This is a genomic window from Marinomonas sp. GJ51-14, assembly GCF_055808695.1.
The window spans coordinates 3,135,432-3,153,298 of record NZ_CM147879.1; the positions used below are offsets into that span (position 1 = coordinate 3,135,432).

Genomic DNA, 17,867 nt, shown 5'->3' on the forward strand with positions numbered 1-17,867 from the left:
GAAGGTTATTCTGAGGCTTAATCATTGGAAAAACGCACACCTTAAGTAATAATGGAAGCTCATCCCAAAAGGAGCTCCCATGACTTACTCCCTAAGCCAGCTGGCTATTTACCCTATTAAATCTATTCACGGTATTGCCTTGCAATCAAGTCCAGTAAATGAAGCAGGACTTTTGGGAGATCGTCGCTACATGCTAGTAAAACCAGACGGCGAATGTGTCACAGGGAGAGAACACCCAAAATTAACGCTAGTAGAAGCAAAGTCACTTGAAGGTAACACTTGGATACTTTCTCACCCTGACATCAAAACAGAACTAGCTCTTAGCCCCAAGAATTTTCCTGAGAATTATAAAAAAGTCACTATTTGGGAAAAAGATGTACAAGGACAAACGGTATCCGAAGAAGCGAATATATGGTTCAGCTCCATTTTGCACGAACCTGTTGAGCTTGTATATTTCAGCGAAAAATCAAAACGATTCACCAATAGAAAACCAGATTCGCCAGTCGCTTTTGCTGATGGTTACCCTTTTTTACTTACTACACAAGCATCATTAGATGAACTAAATAGAACCTGCCCTGAAGACATTAAGATGACGCAATTCCGACCCAACCTAGTGATCAAAGGAAATAAAGCATTTGCGGAAGATTCCTGGAAGCGTATTAGGATTGGTGAAGTAGAGTTTGAAAATGTAAAACCCTGTGAGCGCTGTATTTTTACGACTCTCAACCCGGAAACAGCAGAACGCCTTAAAAAAGGCGAGCCTTTAAAAACACTGGGGAAATTTCGTCTTTTAGATAAGAAAGGTATCATGTTTGGTATCAACATGATTGCCCTGAATACAGGTGTTATTAATGTAAACGATGAAGTAGATATTCTCGAATATCAAGAGCCTGATACCTACAACGACAGACGCTAGCCATATACATTAGTATAGCAAGAACCAAGCATAAAAAAGGAAGATTATAAAATCTTCCTTTTTTATTTACTTGTCTAGATAAACTTAAGCGTCTAGTTTTTCTAGGTACTCGTCGTAAGTACCATGGAAATCCACAATACCTTTATTTGTTACTTCGACAATACGAGTAGCAAGAGAAGATACAAATTCACGGTCATGACTGACAAAGATCAAAGTACCAGGATAATGATCGAGCGCTAAGTTCAAAGCCTCAATTGACTCCATATCCATATGGTTAGTCGGTTCATCCATAACAAGAACGTTTGGTTTTTGCAGCATCAGTTTGCCGAAAAGCATACGACCTTGTTCACCACCAGACAGAACCTTGACAGATTTTTTAATATCATTTTGTGAGAATAATAGACGACCAAGTGTGCCTCGGATGATTTGTTCATCATCACTTTCTTGACCCCATTGGTTCATCCACTCAACCAAGTCCACGTCTTTTTCAAATTCATGGGCATGATCCTGAGCATAATAACCAATATTGGCATTTTCAGACCACTTAACTTCGCCTTTCGTCAGCTCTGTATCGCCAACTAAACATTTAAGAAGTGTTGTTTTACCAATACCATTTGGACCGATAACCGCAATACGCTCCCCGACTTCAACCATCATATTCAAGTTGCTAAAAAGCTGCTCGTCATAAGACTTAGCTAAATTTTCAACTTGCACGGCAAGACGGTGCAGTTTTTTCTCTTGCTCAAAACGAATAAACGGACTTTGACGGCTAGAAGGCTTCACATCTTCAAGCTGAATTTTATCAATTTGTTTCGCACGAGAAGTTGCTTGTTTAGATTTCGATGCGTTAGCAGAAAAACGACTCACGAATGATTTCAATTCGTTAATCTGTGCTTTCTTTTTAGCATTATCAGCTAATAAACGCTCACGAGACTGCGTTGCTGCTGTCATGTACTCATCATAATTACCAGAGAACAAGCGCAATTCACCATAATCCAAATCTGCCATGTTAGTACAAACAGAGTTTAAGAAGTGACGGTCATGGGAAATAATGATCATTGTGCAATTACGCTCAACCAAAACACCTTCCAGCCAACGAATCGTGTTAATGTCCAAGTTGTTAGTTGGCTCATCGAGTAGCAATATTTCTGGATCAGAAAAAAGTGCCTGGGCTAATAATACTCGCAATTTCAAACCTGGCGCCACTTCACTCATAAGACCATAATGTTGTTCAGTCGGAATACCAACGCCTAACAACAATTCTCCAGCACGAGCATCTGCTGTATAGCCATCCATTTCTGCGAACTCAGCTTCCAAATCCCCCGCACGAAGACCATCTTCTTCTGTCATTTCAGGATTAGCATAAATCGCGTCTTTTTCAGACTTAATTGCCCAGAGCTCTGTGTGCCCCATCATGACAGTATCGATGACAGAATATTCTTCGTAAGCGAATTGATCCTGTTTCAATTTACCAAGACGTTCGTTAGGATCTTTTGATACGTTTCCTGAACTTGGCTCTAGGTCACCACCAAGAATTTTCATGAATGTAGATTTACCACATCCATTCGCACCGATAAGGCCGTAGCGTTTACCTTCACTGAATTTAACAGAGACGTTTTCAAAAAGAGGTTTTGCACCAAATTGCATGGTGATGTTAGCCGTCGTTAACAAAGTATTCTTCCACTGATCATTAAGTAAATGTTTGCACTCCAATCTAGCTAATTAAAAACTCAATCAGGCTTTAACAGGAGTAACGCTTATATGGTGCATTATCGCACAGTTTGCCCCTACTCTTTAAGAGACAAACAACTTATTCCATAAAAAACTAACACCTATCGTTACACTCAATGTGATTAGCGTTACCAGAGAATACAAAAAAGTGCTGTTTTCTCTATCGAATAAGTCCAATATTTAATAAATTAAAATATTTAGAAATACAATTGTTAGCCGATGACAAGATAATGGCGAAATTTTCGGGCTAAAAAACCAAACAAAGATCCATTTATCCATTTGGCGGAGAGAATAAAAAATGAGAGCCGTCTCAGCAACAGAAGCTAAATACGACATATCCATTTCTCGTTTAAAAGAAGGTTCTATATTTGGCGCGTTATCAGAACCTGCTATCCAATATTTATTAGATAATGGTATTTTAAAATATGCCTTAAAGGATGATGAAATATTTAGCTACGGAAGCAAAGGAGGAAACTTCCATATTGTTCTTCACGGTAGTTTAGATTTCTATAAACATCACCACAAAAAAAGCATTCTTACACGCACAATTCATTTCGGAGAAGTCATTGGTTTTGTTTCTATGATTGCTTTGCATGATCGTGTTGGCAGCCTTTATGCCCATGAAGACAGCTTATTACTTGAAGTCTCCGATCACCTTTTCAGTGATTTCCATGATGATTATCCATTTGATTTTGGGATTTTGCTGATGAATCTATCAAGAGATATGGCAAGAACGATAAGAACATTAAGTAATGCTCTTGTTGAAAATAATGTAACTATCAAGAAATGAATTGAGACAAAAAAATGAGCAAGCATACAACAAAAGCACTTACTCATTTTTCATTTGAAAATGTGAGTTTTCTCTCTTTACCGTAGCCGTTATTTTTCAGCCGCCACAATAGATACTTCAACAAGTAACTCAGCTCTTGCCATACGCGCTTCAACACAAGCACGAGCTGGTGCAAAACCTTCTGGGACCCAAGCATCCCAAACAGCATTCATTGCCGAAAAATCTTTCATATCGCGAATATAAACTGTCGCCGATAAGATGTGCTCTTTACTGGAGCCAGCTTGCTCTAGCAAGACTTCAACCTTATCAAGCATAGTTTGAGTTTGTTCTGTGATACCAGTGTTAGCGTCAGCACCAACTTGACCACAAAGATAGATTGTACCGTTATGTTTCACGATACGACTCATACGCTGACCTACTTCCATGCGCTCAATAGCTGCCATAAAAACCTCGATAATTAGATTAAAAAATTAAAAGGAAATAATACCAACACTAATGGAGATTATTTAACTATAAAAACCAACTAATATAATATATAAAACCATAAAAAACTAAAACTCCAGACCTTTCTGAGCCTTTATACCGCGCTTGAAAGCATGTTTAACTTCTTTTATTTCACTTACTGTATCCGCAAGCTCAACCAAGGAATCTGAAGCACCACGCCCAGTCACTACCAAATGCTGACCTTCAGATCTATCCATCAATGCTTGTAGCACAGAATCTTCGTCTAAATATTCGTAATGCAATAAATAGGTTAATTCATCTAACACAACCAGATTAATACTTGGATCTACAAGCATTGCCGCTGCTTTTTCCCATGCTTGTGCTGAAGAGGCAATATCAAACTCTCTGTTCTGTGTTTCCCAAGTAAAACCTGCCGGCATAATTTCCCATTGAATACCGTCTTGCTTCTTAAAGAAGTCTATCTCGCCTGTATTCCATTCGCCCTTCAGAAACTGCACAACGCCAATTTTCATACCATGACCTAAAGAACGAGCAACCATACCCAACGCGGAGCTAGATTTGCCTTTACCATTGCCGGTTAAAAGGACAAACGTGCCTTTGTCTTCTTGAGCTTTTGCAATACGTTTGTCTATATGAGACTTTATTTTCTGCATCCGCTCTTTATGGCGCTCTGGGTCTTTAATAACTTTTGACATAATAAATGCTTCTTAATGAAAAGTGTCGTTAAATTCGATCGTCTTCTGGGTCGTAACCTAGGTTTGGCGCTAACCAACGTTCCGCATCGTCTTTACTCATGCCTTTACGTTCAGCGTAATCATCAACTTGATCTGGGCCAATTTTGCCGACACCAAAGTAAGTTGCTTCAGGATTCGCGAAATACCAACCACTCACAGCGGCTGTTGGTAACATGGCGTAGCTTTCCGTAATGTCCATATCGATATTCTTTTTCACATCAAGAAGAGTCCAAAGCTTGGCTTTCTCGGTGTGATCAGGACAAGCAGGATAACCAGGAGCCGGACGAATACCTTGGTATTTTTCTTTGATTAACTGCTCGTTGGTTAAATCTTCATCCTTGGCGTATCCCCAAATTTCCTTACGAACTTTTTCGTGCAAGTACTCAGCCGTCGCTTCGGCAAGACGGTCTGCTACAGCCTTAATCATAATAGAGTTGTAGTCATCATGATCCGCTTCGTATTTCGCAACCAATGGATCAATACCAAAGCCTGCAGCACAAGCAAATGCTCCCATATAATTTGGTACACCACTGTCTTTCGGCGCAACAAAATCCGCCAAACTGTGATTGTATTTACCTGGTGCAGTCAGCTCATTTTGAATACGAAGGAAAGATAAACGTTCAATGACTTCCGTTCGAGATTCATCAGCATACAACTCAATGTCGTCATGATTGACTTGGTTCGCTGGAAAAATACCCACAACAGCTCGCGCTTGCAAAGATTTCGTAGCAATGACTTCGTCAAGCATTTCTAATGCATCTTTAAAAACGCGTGTCGCTTCAACACCCACGACGGCATCTGTCAAGATTCTTGGATAAGCACCAGCCAATTCCCATGTTTGGAAAAATGGCGTCCAATCTATGTACTCTTTCACGAGATTAAAATCGATGTCTTTTTCAGTAATCACGGTCACACCTATTTTTTTAGGTACAGCAATACCAGTAGAAAAATCAATAGGTGCTTTATTCAATCTCGCTTTATCTAAAGAAACACGGCGACCCGCTTTAGCTCGGTCTTTATAACGAATACGTGTTTTTTCATAATCCGCTTTGATTTCATCAACAAATTTCTGACGACGCTTAGGGTCTTTACTTAGCAGGGCACTTGCGACACCCACACTGCGAGACGCGTTGGTAACATGGACTACTTGATTACGTTTATAGTTTTGTTCAACTTTCACCGCGGTATGCGCTTTTGATGTTGTCGCACCACCAATCATTACTGGCAAGTCAAAACCTTGGCGTTCCATTTCTTTAGCAACATGCACCATTTCATCTAAAGACGGTGTGATTAAACCTGATAAACCAATAATGTCGGCACCTACTTCTTTGGCTGTACGAAGTATTTTCTCAGCAGGAACCATGACCCCCAAATCAATCACCTCGAAGTTGTTACATTGCAGCACAACTCCGACGATATTTTTACCAATGTCATGAACATCACCTTTTACGGTTGCCATAACAACTTTGCCATTACTTGAAGAAGCCGTGTCCATGTTACGAGCTTTTTCTTCTTCTATATAAGGCATCAAATAAGCGACGGCTTTTTTCATTACACGAGCAGATTTCACCACTTGTGGTAAGAACATTTTACCGGAGCCGAATAAGTCCCCAACAATCCCCATACCATCCATTAAAGGACCTTCAATCACCTCTAATGGACGAGGAAACTCTTGACGAGCCTCTTCTGTATCCTCATCAATAAATTCAGTAATACCTTTTACTAAGGCATGACTCAAACGTTCTGATACAGGAAGACTACGCCATTCTTGTGTTTCTTTTTCCGCCATTTCACCCGTACCAGCAAACTCAGCCGCCATACCCAGTAAATTGTCCGTTGCATCTGGCGTTCGATTAAGCACGGCATCTTCTACTGCATTACGAAGTTTCACAGGAATATCTTCATACAAGGCTAACTGCCCAGCATTCACAATCCCCATTGTCATGCCTTGCTTAATGGCGTGATACAAAAATACCGCATGAATGGCTTCACGAACTGGGTTATTACCACGGAATGAGAACGACACGTTAGACACACCACCAGATACCTTGGCGTAAGGCAATTCACGTGTGATATCCCCAGTCGCCTCGATAAAGTCCAGCGCATAGCGGTTGTGTTCTTCAATACCTGTCGCAATTGCAAAGATATTAGGATCAAAAATAATGTCTTCTGGAGAGAAACCCACTTCGTCAACCAGAATATGATAAGAGCGACGACAAATATCGATTTTACGTTGACGTGTGTCTGCTTGTCCCACTTCATCAAACGCCATCACAATAACCGCAGCACCGTACTTCATAAGCGTTCGAGCTTGTTCTTTAAACTTCTCTTCACCTTCTTTCATGCTGATAGAGTTGACGACACCCTTGCCTTGAACCCACTTCAAACCAGCTTCAAGAATCTCCCATTTTGAGGAATCCAACATAATTGGTACACGGGAGATATCCGGCTCTGAAGCAATCAGTTTTAGAAAACGCTCCATAGCAGCTTGAGAATCCAACATGCCTTCATCCATGTTGATATCAATAATCTGCGCACCGTTTTCAACCTGCTGACGAGCCACATCAAGCGCAGTATCAAAATCACCTTCTTTGATAAGGCGTTTAAACATTGCTGAACCCGTAACATTCGTTCGTTCACCCACGTTCACAAACAAACTATTGCCATCAATATTAAAAGGTTCAAGACCAGACAAGCGACATGCCTTTTCTATTTCAGGAATAACGCGTGGTGTAGCATCAGCAAAGGCCGTCGCGAAGGCTTTAATGTGTTCTGGCGCCGTACCGCAACATCCACCAATGATGTTTAAGAAACCCGAATTCACCCACTCTTGGATTTCTTCCAACATTTCTTCAGGCGACTCATCGTACTCACCGAAGGCATTAGGCAAACCAGCATTGGGGTGAGATGAAACATGAACATCGGCAATGCGTGACAGCTCATCCAGATATTGGCGCAGTTCTTTTGGCCCTAACGCACAGTTTAAGCCAACAGAAAGTGGTTTAGCGTGAGAGATTGAATTCCAAAAGGCTTCCGTGGTTTGACCTGACAGAGTACGACCAGACGCATCGGTAATGGTACCGGAAATCATGATCGGATAACGCACACCTGTTTTTTCAAAATAATCCAACACTGCATAAATAGCGGCTTTGGCGTTTAAGGTATCAAAAATGGTTTCAATCAAAATAATATCGACACCACCTTTGATTAAGGCATCTACCGCCGTTGTATAGGCAGATACCAATTCATCAAAATGAATATTACGAAAACCAGGATCATTTACATCAGGTGAAATAGTACAAGTTCGGCTGGTCGGACCAACCGCACCCGCAACGAAACGAGGCTTATTTGGGTTTTGCTTAGTAAATTCATCGGCTGCTTCACGAGCCAATCGAGCGGATTCAAAGTTAAGCTCGTAGCTAAGCTCTTCCATGTGATAATCAAGCATGGAGATGTAATTGGCATTAAAAGTGTTGGTTTCAATGATATCCGCGCCAGCATCTAGATAGCTTGTGTGAATCGTTTTGATAATCTTGGGTTGAGTCAGAGACAAGAGATCATTATTGCCTTTTAGGTCACTTTCCCAATCAGCAAAGCGCTCGCCACGGTAGTCCTGCTCTTCTAACTTATATGCTTGAATCATGGTGCCCATAGCACCATCCAGGATCAATACATTTTCAGCTAAGCGTTTTTCAATAATAGAATACGAATCAGACTTTACCACGACCACTACCTCAAAATAGAATATGCAGAGGTACTATACCTAAAAGCAATCCATTTCACGTTGAAAAAAAGTAATGTGGAATTGAATGATCCGATAAATGTGATGATGCGGGTCAACACATCACGCCAAATTCATTCCAGCCACCTTAGACATTGTCATACCAATAACGCTAGGTTATAAAAAAACTCTCAAGTAGAGAGCCTCTCATAAGAATAATTATCTTATCCGGTTTAGCTGCATTCATCCTATCCGGTTGTAGCACCGCAATTAAACCTGAAACAATGAACGAATACGTGATTATCACACCACCCAAGTCCCTCGAACCAAATCAAAAATATCTTGTCATTATCTATTTTCAAGGTAGTGGAGACAGAAACAGCAGAGCATACATTTGGTCTGGCTGATTAACTAAGTACGGCATCGGCTTTGTCATGATAAATAGCGCGGCAGTAAGAGGGCTTGATAGTTTAAGTGGTAAAGAATACAGCAGAGATATAATTCCTATCTTGAATATCCTAAAAGAACACCCTGAAATAGACCTAACTAGCTACGCTCTTATGGGGTTTTCAAGGGGAGGTACTGCCGCTCTCAAAGCCAAAGACTCACCAAAGCCTGATTTTGTTTTCTCACTCTATCCAGGAGACTCGTCTGGATGTCCTAATAGTCATACAGACAAAACCCAAGTTCATGTATTTTATGGCGATCTAGATACATGGGGAAACCGTAAAGGAATTAGAAACTCATGTGAACGAATGACCCGTCGCCATGACAACACGGAATTTCATCTTTTTAAAGGTGCCCAATTCACCTCAGGAACTTACAACAAACACATCTATAAACAACCGTCTCCTAGCGCAGTGAAAGAGATAAAGGAAATCATACTTAAGAGTATTACAGAGAAATGGGAGCTTGGGGCTATTTCTCAATAGTGAAAAATTTAAACTCCAAAAAAAACGGTTTACGATAAGTAAGAAAACGGATTAAATGGCGAATTCAACCCATTTTCTTTGAAATACGTTTAAACGATATTTTTAGGTTTGTTAATGCGCCCTATTAAGAAACCACCCAACAATCCAAGTAAAATTGCACCACTCCAATAACCATATTTTTCAAATAAGTTTGTATTAACCAAAGATAAGGTTTCACTTCCTCGATACACTTGCCTCATTATTTCTTGGTCTTGAATATTAATTTGTTGGTTAACAATGAGGTTCAATTGGGCATCAGGTTTCTCATTTAAACCAGCTACACGCCAACGCCACTGTAATCCACCGGATTGCACTACAGCATTAGCAACGGGAGCACTAATCATCTGTATAGAGCTGTCTGTTACCAGTTCCGCAATATACGCTTGTCCAGATAAGGAAGGCTGAGCACGTGCGGTAACGACAATTTCAAAGATATCATGTAATGCCATCTCATTAGGAAGCTGCCAGCGCACATTAAGCAAACGTGAACCAACTTGTGACTGTAAGGCTTCCATTGATGCAGCTGCTGCAATACTGCTATTTTCCTTAGCGTCTAAAACCTGCTGAACGTTATTTAATCTTGAAAGCAAGATATCTCGTTCCTTTTGACCTGTTGATAATGCCGCTTCGGCAACATCCAATTGAGCCGTTAATTGAGTATTTTTTTGTTGAGCTACAGCAAGCTTTTCATCTAATGCCTTCCAACGTAATTCAAAATTACTCGTCTCATCCAATGCAGATTCAAGTTCTAAAATTTCATTCTTATATTCCGTAATAACCGCTCTTTGCTCTTCTACTTGAGCCTGTAAACGAGACAATTCAACTGCGGTTTGAACATTACTATTATTTTCAGCCGTATCAGAACCAGAGGATTGAATAGATAAAACAGCGTTATTAAGCGCCTGATACTTTTTAAATAAAGTCTGATGCTCTGCTCTCGTTTCCGCTAATGACTCACCTAGCATTTGATTATTTTTTCTCAGTTCAGCAAGTTGTTTTTGAGCATTTTCATTATCTAATTCTAAATCTGCGTTTTCTTCTTCTAGTACTAAATTTTTATTTTCCAACTCATTGATTCGACGTTTTAATAAATCATTATCCAAATTTAAAGCTGAAAACTGTATTTCAAGCTCTTTTCTTGATTTCTTATGCGCTTCTAATTCACGTAAAGCATCGGCATTAGATAAAGACGACGCTTGCAGTGAAGCTATCATTGCGTCTTTTTCATCAAGAGAACGATTCAAACTAGACAGTTGGGATTTATTGTTTGCAATTTGTTGTTCAAGGTCTTCAATAAGCGCTTCGTTATCTTCACTCACTGGAGGTAATAGCGAGGCAGAAGGTTGTTGTGACAATATAGCAATATCTGACTCAGGAAGAGTATTAGAGTCAGATTGTTGAGACGATGTACTACAAGCTGACACCAAAAGGCTTAGGGTGAAAGGAATTAAAATCTTTACACGTGCTTTCATTTTTCGCTCCTTAATAAACTCAAGGTCGACAATAAGTTACCCTCACTTATGCCAGACTTAGAGGCTAATTGCAAAGAAAGAGTAAAGATTATCATTTTAGAAAGCACCTGAAAGACATAAAAAAGCCTTTAAGAATAATCCTTAAAGGCTTCAATTTCATACTTTGAAAATAATTTAATCAGCATTCAATTATGATCTGAATTTAAGACTAAGCCAAACACTTAGAAATCACTTCATAAACATCTTTCGACAAGTCTTCTGTCAAAATTCGCTCAAGCTCTACTTTCATTTTGTCACCTAACTCAGGCTGCATTTTTTTCCAGCGAGTAAGAGGGGTACAAAGTCGAGAAGCAATCTGCGGATTGCGCTTATTAAGCAAAATAATTTGATCAGCCAAGAAGCGATAACCACTGCCATCTTCCTTGTGGAAAGCCGCCATATTTTGACCAAACCCACCCAATACTGAACGTACTTTATTTGGGTTTTTAAGATCAAACGCAGGATGTTCCATTAACCCTTTTACCCTAACTAAAGCATCATCATTTTCTTGTCCAGCACTCAACATTAGCCACTTGTTAACAACCAAAGGTTCATTTTTCCACTGATCGTAGAAAGCAGCCAGCATATCAGCGGCTTTTTCGTGCTGAGAATGCACAGCAATCGATAAAGCGGAAAATTGATCTGTCATGTTATTCGCAGACTCAAACTGCTGAACAACAGCTTGCTGAGCAGCTGCCGAGTCAGTTTCAACCCAATAAGACAAAGCAAGGTTCTTTAATGAACGGCGCGCGATGTCTTCTGCATTCGCCTGATAAACACCTTGGCTTTGGTTATTAACGTAAAGGCTCTCAAACTCGTCAGACATAGCATTCGCAAGCTGAGTTTTTAAATACTGTCTTGCCTGTTTAATAGCAGCTGGGTAAATCGGGTTAGCCAACTCGGACAAATAAGCTTGGCTAGGTAAGGTTAAAATCAAAGCCACCATTGCAGGATCTAGATTGCTGTCACCGATCAAAGCTTTAAAACCATCAATAAGCTGAGAGTCAATCGACAAGGTTTCTCCAACGATAGCTTGACCGATAAGCACTTGAAGTTCATTCACTGCCAATTGCTGCGCAGAACTCCAACGATTAAAGCCATCCGAATCCGATGACATCAGTAACAATAAGTCTGCTGGTGTATAGTCATAATGCAATTTAACTGGTGCCGAAAAGCCTCTTAATAAAGAAGGTACAGGGCAGGAAGTTAAACCGGTAAATTCAAACGTTTGCTCTGATGACATTAAATGCAACACATGATCTTCTGCTATTACTCCATCCAGCGTTGCTGATAATTCGTTACCGCTCTGATCAAGCAAACCAACACGCACTGGAATGTGCAGCGCTAGCTTTGTCGGCTGATTAGGCGTAACTGGCGTTTCTTGTTTCATAGTTAGACGGTAAGTTCCAGACGCAGCATCAAATTCATCTGTTACAGAAACCACTGGCGTACCTGCTTGAGAATACCAGCGTTTGAATTGCGTCAAATCAACACCAGAAGCGTCTTGCATCGCGGCAACAAAATCATCGCAAGTAACGGCTTGACCGTCGTGTCGCTCGAAATACAAATCAGAACCCGCTCGGAATTTTTCTGCACCAAGTAAGGTATGAATCATTCGAACAATTTCTGCACCTTTCTCATAAACCGTTAAGGTGTAAAAGTTAGAAATTTCGATGAACGAAGCTGGACGTACAGGGTGTGCCATTGGGCCTGCATCTTCAGCAAACTGAGCGGTTCTTAAAAAAGAAACATCTTCAACTCGTTTCACTGTTTCTGAGTGCATATCAGCTGAGAAAGTTTGATCACGAAAAACCGTAAAACCTTCTTTCAAACTCAGCTGAAACCAATCACGACAAGTAACACGGTTGCCTGACCAGTTATGGAAATATTCATGGGCAACGATGGCTTCCACTCGTAAGTAAGAGTCGTCTGTTGTCGTTTCTGGGCTAGCAAGCAAACAGGAAGAGTTAAAAATATTTAACCCTTTATTTTCCATCGCGCCCATATTGAAGTCATCGACAGCAACGATCATAAAAATGTCTAGATCGTATTCTCGACCGTAAGCTTCTTCATCCCAACGCATAGAACGTTTAAGGGCTTCCATAGCGTAATCAACTTTGTCGATATTGTGAGTCTCAGTAAATATTTGCAGTTTTACATCACGCTTACTCTGCGTTGTAAATATATCGTTTTTAACCGCAAGATCACCTGCAACCAGAGCAAACAAATAAGCAGGTTTTGGGAAAGGGTCATGCCATACAACAAAGGTTTTACCCTCTTCTGTTTTACCACGCTCAACTTCATTACCATTTGAAAGCATAACAGGGTAACGATCTGCATCGGCAATGATGGTTGTGGTGAAAACAGACATCACATCAGGACGATCTAAATAATAGGTAATATGACGAAAACCTTCGGCTTCACACTGGGTACAAAACATAGAAGAAGAGCGATAAAGTCCTTCTAAACTAGTATTGTTTTGTGGCTCAATCAAGGTTTCACAGGTCAAAACGAATTCATCAGCTGTCGCTGTAATAATCAGTTTATTTTCACTGATGCGATATTCTTCTGGAGGCAATGTATAATCATCCATCGCCAGCCCAATCAGCTTAACGCCTTCCCCACCGTCGAGAGTCAAAGGAACAGTAGATTTACCATAAGCTGGATTGCGACGCATATGTAAACGTGACGTGACGATAGTCGTCGCTTCGTCCAAATCGAATGTCAGTTCAGTTTTATCAATAAGGAAAGGAGGAACTTTGTAATCTTTCAAATATATCGTCGAAGGTTGACTCTCTTTCATCTCTTCTCTCCTAAAATGTCAATGTCGCTTGATAACCAGTGTACTTGCGAATATTTATCACCCCAGTATCAAGCATCCAATATTGGCCTTTAATTCCCATCAAAGTACCTTCGATGTGTGGCGTTTTCTCGGCGTTAATACTGGTTATTTTGGTTGGGTATTCTATAACTGGATAGTTGAATTCGTGGGTTTCATTTTCGTCTGATAAATCGGTAATGGATTGCAAACCAAATTCATTTTGCAACGCATCCAAACCTTCATAAAGTTGACCAATTAAGCGCTCTTGTTCTCGTTCAAGATCCATCACAATAGAAGAGCCTTTTAGCATATTGCGCCAATTGGTTTTATCGGCTACTTCGCTTTTAAATAAGACTTCCACTAAACCGGACATTCTTCGGTTCTGTACACGAAACAATGGACGCGCTTGCGTTGCGCCTTGGTCAATCCAGCGTGTCGGTAATTGATCACCGCGGGTAATACCGACTTTGAGAGCAGAGGAATTTGCTAAATAAACATAATGGCTTTGCATGCAGAATTGCTCTGCCCATTCAGGATCTCGACAGGTACCTAAATGAAAATGACACTTTTCAGGACTCATAATACAAGTATCACAGGCCGCTAATTTTCTAAAACAATTGAAACAAAAGCCTTGGCTAAAAGACTTTTTAGTCACTTTTCCGCAGTTTGTACAATGAATGGTACCGTCAATATGCAATGCGATTTTTTTGCCCAGCAAGTCATTAACAGCAACACGATCAGTACCAAGGTTGAGATAATACTGCACCTGTCCGTGCAGAACTTCAGTGGACATTTTTTTTAGCGTACCGTGCAGCATTAATGCTTGTCCTTAGGACTTTCACCAACCCATTTAATGGTTTCATGCTCGTTCGTCGACGTTTTACTGTCGCATGCTTGATGCACTTTGGTATCAATGTAACCGACACGTTCTTCTTCCGTTTTATTGCTGTAGTCATACGTAATAACTGCCTGCAAACACAATTCTGTTTGCTCTTCTGTTAAACGTACGCCATTAGGCCATTTGCCAAGCTCTACTGCTTGTTTCAAGCTGGTATAGACTTCAGGAGACATGTTATCGATCATTTCTTTAAAATTCATTTGCACTTCTCTCTCGATTCAAACGAGCTTTTGCTTCATTAATGTTGACGATGCTTTGTTGCCAGCCAATATACAAGGCACAAAGCTAAACCAGCAAATAAACCAATGCTGTGAGCTGTGTTTGCAATACTGCCAAGACCAATCATCTCAGGGAAAGGTGTGTAGCCGATACCTAACCACACAATAAAAAAGATCATCAATTGTTTATTAATAATCGTCGGTAAACGTGTATTCAGAACAGGCAAAAACCATGCAAAGCCGATCAAGCCATACACCACACCTGACAAGCCACCAAACAAAGGATAACCACTGATTTCATACTGTAAGACATTGCTTAACACAGCAATAATAAACACACCAACGGCCCAGACAACTGAGCCAAGCAAGCGCTCAAGTTTTCTACCTATGTCCCAAACCCAAAGAGTATTAAAAACAAGATGCAGCACACTAAAATGTAATAAGGCCGGTGTAAATAAGCGCCAATACTCTTTTCGGACAAGGACCTCAGATAAATTATAAAAATAGATTTGGCTATTTTTAACCTCAAAACCACTAATAGTAAATTGCCCTACCATGTCAAAATTAGTGCCTAATTTGGTTAAAGCTGCTGCAAGCAAAGTTACCAGCAACAATAAAATGGTTACAGGTGTTCGTTTAAATTGAGTAATAAGGCTAACACTTGAGGATGAAGATATAAAAACTGGAAGATTTGTTTTCGAATAATCCAGCTCATAAGCATTCTCTTTCCATAAGGTAAGTATGTGTTCTAGAGCTGGCAGTTGACGAGGATCACGCAACCAAAGTTCATTATGCCCCTCGTTGAAAATAACTTGATGAGCAATTTTATGATGCCATAAAGCCTCAGTTAATACCTTAGGGTCTTCTGTTTTTTCAAATCGATAAACAAAATACATGGAGACCTCAATAACCTTACTCAATGACGTTCATGAAAACAAAACCTTAGTCGTATCTGGTTTCTCTATGGTCGATAACTGGATTGCCAACCTAACTTGTCACGACACACATTATAAAAATCATGATTTTTAGGGTGTATGAGTCGAATTCCTCCAGCTTTTTTAGTGATATAAATTTCATCACCCGGTGCTGCAGTAATATTAAGCTGCCCATCACAACTGACACTTGGATAGGTCAGATTAGATTCGCAAACCACAATACGAATTCGAGCATTGGCATCAATAACGATTGGTCGATTACTCAATGTATGAGGGTGCATAGGAACCAACACCAAAGCATCAAGCTTAGGGAGCAAGATTGGACCGCCAGCAGACAAGGCATAAGCCGTTGAGCCTGTTGGCGTTGCCACAATAAGTCCATCTGATTTTTGAGTCATGACAAATTGATCGTCTATAAATAAATCAAAGCGAATCATTCGTGCTGATTTACCTGGATGAAGCACCAAATCATTAAGAGCAATACCTTCACCACTAGGGCGATTTTGGCGTTTAATCTTTGCCTCAATCATAAAACGTTTTTCTTCATGGTATTCACCACGAAAAATAGGATCTAACTCTTCTTTAAGACGATGCGGAGAAATGTCGGTTAAAAAACCTAATGTGCCTCGGTTAATACCCAGCACTGGAATGTCATAATTACATATAGCACGTGCAGCACCAAGAAAACTGCCATCACCACCAACCACCATGACCATATCACAGTTATCGCCCAGCTCTTTCAAAGCAGATGACGCCACTTTAACACCTGGCATCATCGCTGCTAACTCGCCTTCAAGGACTGGAGATACTTCTTTTTCTTGAAGATACTCCATTAGCTTTTTAACTGTATCCAGAATCTGAGGTTTGTCTAACCTAGCAATAATACCAACACGTCTAAAAAGACCCATGCGTGATTCTCTTCCGTCTATCAAAAACAACATAACCCACTAAACAAGATTCTAACGCTTCCATTAGTTAACGCGGGTTTTACATAAGTTGCGCCACTTTAACATGAAGAAGCTAACTCTCGCTATCTCGTTCAAAGCCTAAAAATGGATTACTACTTGATGAATACCCTCTCCAACCTTGCAATCCACCTGTATGAATAAATAACGTACGACGATACGGCCAGGTACCCTTCCTTATAGCATTAGTCACCGCAAACATACTTTTACTGGTATAAACGGGGTCCAGAGCCTTATTGGGATTCAGTCTAGAAAACTCCTGTAAAAAATCATGTAAAACTGGGCTAAACTTAGCATAGCCGCCTTCGTGACTGTCTGAATGAAAAAATAGTTTTTCATCAAGCTTTGCTTTCTTTTTGTCATTCACCATAATTTTTAAGGCTTGTTCAATAATTTCATCTCTTTGATTAGCCGCACCTTTTAGAGCACTAAAAACATGTAAATCTGGAGTAGAATGATGAGCTAATAAGCCTGCCGCCGTTGTCCCTGTCCCTGCTGAAACTACCCAAGCATCATATTCACTATTCATTTGATCAATGCTTGCAGCCCAATCTCGACAACCTAAAGCCCCTAAAGATCCTCCACCACCTTCTGGTATCCAATACACATTTCCATACTGACGATTTATTTCGTGAGCCACGTCGGACTCTACCCCTAATCGATAATCTGAACGAGACGACGGCCACAATTCAACACCATCCGCAACCATATCTAATAAAGTCGCCGTTAGCTTTGACTGCAATTCACCACGAATAACAGCAACAGCTTTAAAAGTTGAATGAGTAAGCGTTGCGCCGAACGCATGAAGATGGTTTGAAAAAGGACCTCCAAAGGTTGCAATGACACTCGCATTTTGCCGTTTTGCTGCCGCAAGATGATATTGGAGCTTGTGCCATTTATTACCCGGCGCATTAGGGTGCTCCAAATCACCTCGATAGATATCAAGCACATAATCCTGAGAAGAATATGAAACAGGTAAAATAATGGAGTGAATTAATGACACGAATGAATCCCAAAATAGGTTTAATCAGTATTAAGCTAGAATAACATATTGTTGGTTATGATTATTTTGAATTCTAATACTCTGTAGCATCAAGAACATCATGCAATAAACTCAGGTTATTAAAAGTATTTTTCTCTTCAAATTTTCACTCTAATGGACATTTTTTTGTTAAAATTCGCGCACTCATA

The 17,867-nt window shown here is 40.2% G+C and carries 14 protein-coding genes; 3 read left to right on the forward strand and 11 right to left on the reverse strand.

The genetic code is table 11. From position 1 onward, the window contains the following. Window positions 1-79 precede the first annotated feature (79 nt). Window positions 80-916 (forward strand): MOSC domain-containing protein, encoded by an 837-nt coding sequence (locus AC0L3Y_RS15015; RefSeq protein WP_473465563.1) that lies wholly within the window; start codon window positions 80-82, stop codon window positions 914-916. An 84-nt stretch (window positions 917-1,000) separates the two neighbouring features. On the opposite strand, the gene AC0L3Y_RS15020 is transcribed toward AC0L3Y_RS15015, so the two are convergent. Further along, window positions 1,001-2,587: an ABC-F family ATPase gene (locus tag AC0L3Y_RS15020; protein WP_473465566.1), complete on the reverse strand. Its 1,587-nt coding sequence runs from the start codon at window positions 2,585-2,587 to the stop codon at window positions 1,001-1,003. A gap of 358 nt (window positions 2,588-2,945) precedes the next feature. Between AC0L3Y_RS15020 and AC0L3Y_RS15025 the strand changes: the two genes are divergently transcribed. After that, entirely contained in the window at window positions 2,946-3,437 is a 492-nt protein-coding gene (locus AC0L3Y_RS15025) for a cyclic nucleotide-binding domain-containing protein (RefSeq protein WP_473465569.1), read from the forward strand. An 89-nt stretch (window positions 3,438-3,526) separates the two neighbouring features. Here the strand turns inward: AC0L3Y_RS15025 and AC0L3Y_RS15030 are convergent, their stop codons facing one another. The 3 genes from AC0L3Y_RS15030 to metH all read right to left on the reverse strand — a co-directional run bounded on the left by AC0L3Y_RS15030 (window position 3,527) and on the right by metH (window position 8,360). Beyond that, window positions 3,527-3,880: a RidA family protein gene (locus AC0L3Y_RS15030; protein ID WP_473465573.1), complete on the reverse strand. Its 354-nt coding sequence runs from the start codon at window positions 3,878-3,880 to the stop codon at window positions 3,527-3,529. A gap of 108 nt (window positions 3,881-3,988) precedes the next feature. After that, on the reverse strand, window positions 3,989-4,597 hold the full coding sequence (gene cobO, locus AC0L3Y_RS15035; RefSeq protein WP_473465576.1) for a cob(I)yrinic acid a,c-diamide adenosyltransferase: 609 nt from the start codon (window positions 4,595-4,597) through the stop codon (window positions 3,989-3,991). A gap of 28 nt (window positions 4,598-4,625) precedes the next feature. Further along, entirely contained in the window at window positions 4,626-8,360 is a 3,735-nt protein-coding gene (gene metH / locus AC0L3Y_RS15040; RefSeq protein WP_473465581.1) for a methionine synthase, read from the reverse strand. A gap of 431 nt (window positions 8,361-8,791) precedes the next feature. On the opposite strand from metH, the gene AC0L3Y_RS15045 reads away from it, so the two are divergent. Continuing rightward, the gene (locus AC0L3Y_RS15045) at window positions 8,792-9,289 is read left to right on the forward strand and encodes a dienelactone hydrolase family protein (RefSeq protein WP_473465584.1); all 498 of its coding nucleotides are present in this window, start codon (window positions 8,792-8,794) and stop codon (window positions 9,287-9,289) included. 89 nt (window positions 9,290-9,378) lie between these two features. On the opposite strand, the gene AC0L3Y_RS15050 is transcribed toward AC0L3Y_RS15045, so the two are convergent. From AC0L3Y_RS15050 to AC0L3Y_RS15080, 7 genes are all read right to left on the reverse strand, one after another. Beyond that, window positions 9,379-10,800 (reverse strand): hypothetical protein, encoded by a 1,422-nt coding sequence (locus AC0L3Y_RS15050; protein WP_473465588.1) that lies wholly within the window; start codon window positions 10,798-10,800, stop codon window positions 9,379-9,381. Window positions 10,801-11,008: 208 nt separating this feature from the next. After that, window positions 11,009-13,642 (reverse strand): aminopeptidase N, encoded by a 2,634-nt coding sequence (gene pepN, locus AC0L3Y_RS15055; protein ID WP_473465591.1) that lies wholly within the window; start codon window positions 13,640-13,642, stop codon window positions 11,009-11,011. 10 nt (window positions 13,643-13,652) lie between these two features. After that, entirely contained in the window at window positions 13,653-14,477 is an 825-nt protein-coding gene (locus AC0L3Y_RS15060; RefSeq protein ID WP_473465594.1) for a DUF2797 domain-containing protein, read from the reverse strand. Continuing rightward, window positions 14,477-14,758, reverse strand: a complete 282-nt coding sequence (locus AC0L3Y_RS15065; RefSeq protein WP_473465597.1) for a YeaC family protein — start codon at window positions 14,756-14,758, stop codon at window positions 14,477-14,479. Before AC0L3Y_RS15065 ends, AC0L3Y_RS15060 begins: the two co-directional genes overlap by 1 nt. Before the next feature lie 38 nt (window positions 14,759-14,796). Then, window positions 14,797-15,696 (reverse strand): rhomboid family intramembrane serine protease, encoded by a 900-nt coding sequence (locus AC0L3Y_RS15070; RefSeq protein WP_473465600.1) that lies wholly within the window; start codon window positions 15,694-15,696, stop codon window positions 14,797-14,799. A 41-nt stretch (window positions 15,697-15,737) separates the two neighbouring features. Further along, window positions 15,738-16,619: an NAD(+) kinase gene (locus tag AC0L3Y_RS15075; protein ID WP_473465603.1), complete on the reverse strand. Its 882-nt coding sequence runs from the start codon at window positions 16,617-16,619 to the stop codon at window positions 15,738-15,740. 112 nt (window positions 16,620-16,731) lie between these two features. Further along, a complete protein-coding gene (locus tag AC0L3Y_RS15080) occupies window positions 16,732-17,679 on the reverse strand; it encodes a 1-aminocyclopropane-1-carboxylate deaminase/D-cysteine desulfhydrase (protein ID WP_473465606.1) in 948 nt (315 codons plus the stop codon). Window positions 17,680-17,867 lie beyond the last annotated feature (188 nt).

What these genes read in the sequence shown, in the direction of transcription:
- AC0L3Y_RS15015 (WP_473465563.1), top strand. Translation starts at nt 80, where the DNA reads ATGACTTACTCCCTAAGCCAGCTGGCTATTTACCCTATTAAATCTATT.
- AC0L3Y_RS15025 (WP_473465569.1), top strand. Translation starts at nt 2,946, where the DNA reads ATGAGAGCCGTCTCAGCAACAGAAGCTAAATACGACATATCCATTTCT.
- AC0L3Y_RS15030 (WP_473465573.1), bottom strand. Translation starts at nt 3,880, where the DNA reads ATGGCAGCTATTGAGCGCATGGAAGTAGGTCAGCGTATGAGTCGTATC.
- cobO (WP_473465576.1), bottom strand. Translation starts at nt 4,597, where the DNA reads ATGTCAAAAGTTATTAAAGACCCAGAGCGCCATAAAGAGCGGATGCAG.
- AC0L3Y_RS15045 (WP_473465584.1), top strand. Translation starts at nt 8,792, where the DNA reads ATGATAAATAGCGCGGCAGTAAGAGGGCTTGATAGTTTAAGTGGTAAA.
- AC0L3Y_RS15050 (WP_473465588.1), bottom strand. Translation starts at nt 10,800, where the DNA reads ATGAAAGCACGTGTAAAGATTTTAATTCCTTTCACCCTAAGCCTTTTG.
- pepN (WP_473465591.1), bottom strand. Translation starts at nt 13,642, where the DNA reads ATGAAAGAGAGTCAACCTTCGACGATATATTTGAAAGATTACAAAGTT.
- AC0L3Y_RS15060 (WP_473465594.1), bottom strand. Translation starts at nt 14,477, where the DNA reads ATGCTGCACGGTACGCTAAAAAAAATGTCCACTGAAGTTCTGCACGGA.
- AC0L3Y_RS15065 (WP_473465597.1), bottom strand. Translation starts at nt 14,758, where the DNA reads ATGAATTTTAAAGAAATGATCGATAACATGTCTCCTGAAGTCTATACC.
- AC0L3Y_RS15075 (WP_473465603.1), bottom strand. Translation starts at nt 16,619, where the DNA reads ATGGGTCTTTTTAGACGTGTTGGTATTATTGCTAGGTTAGACAAACCT.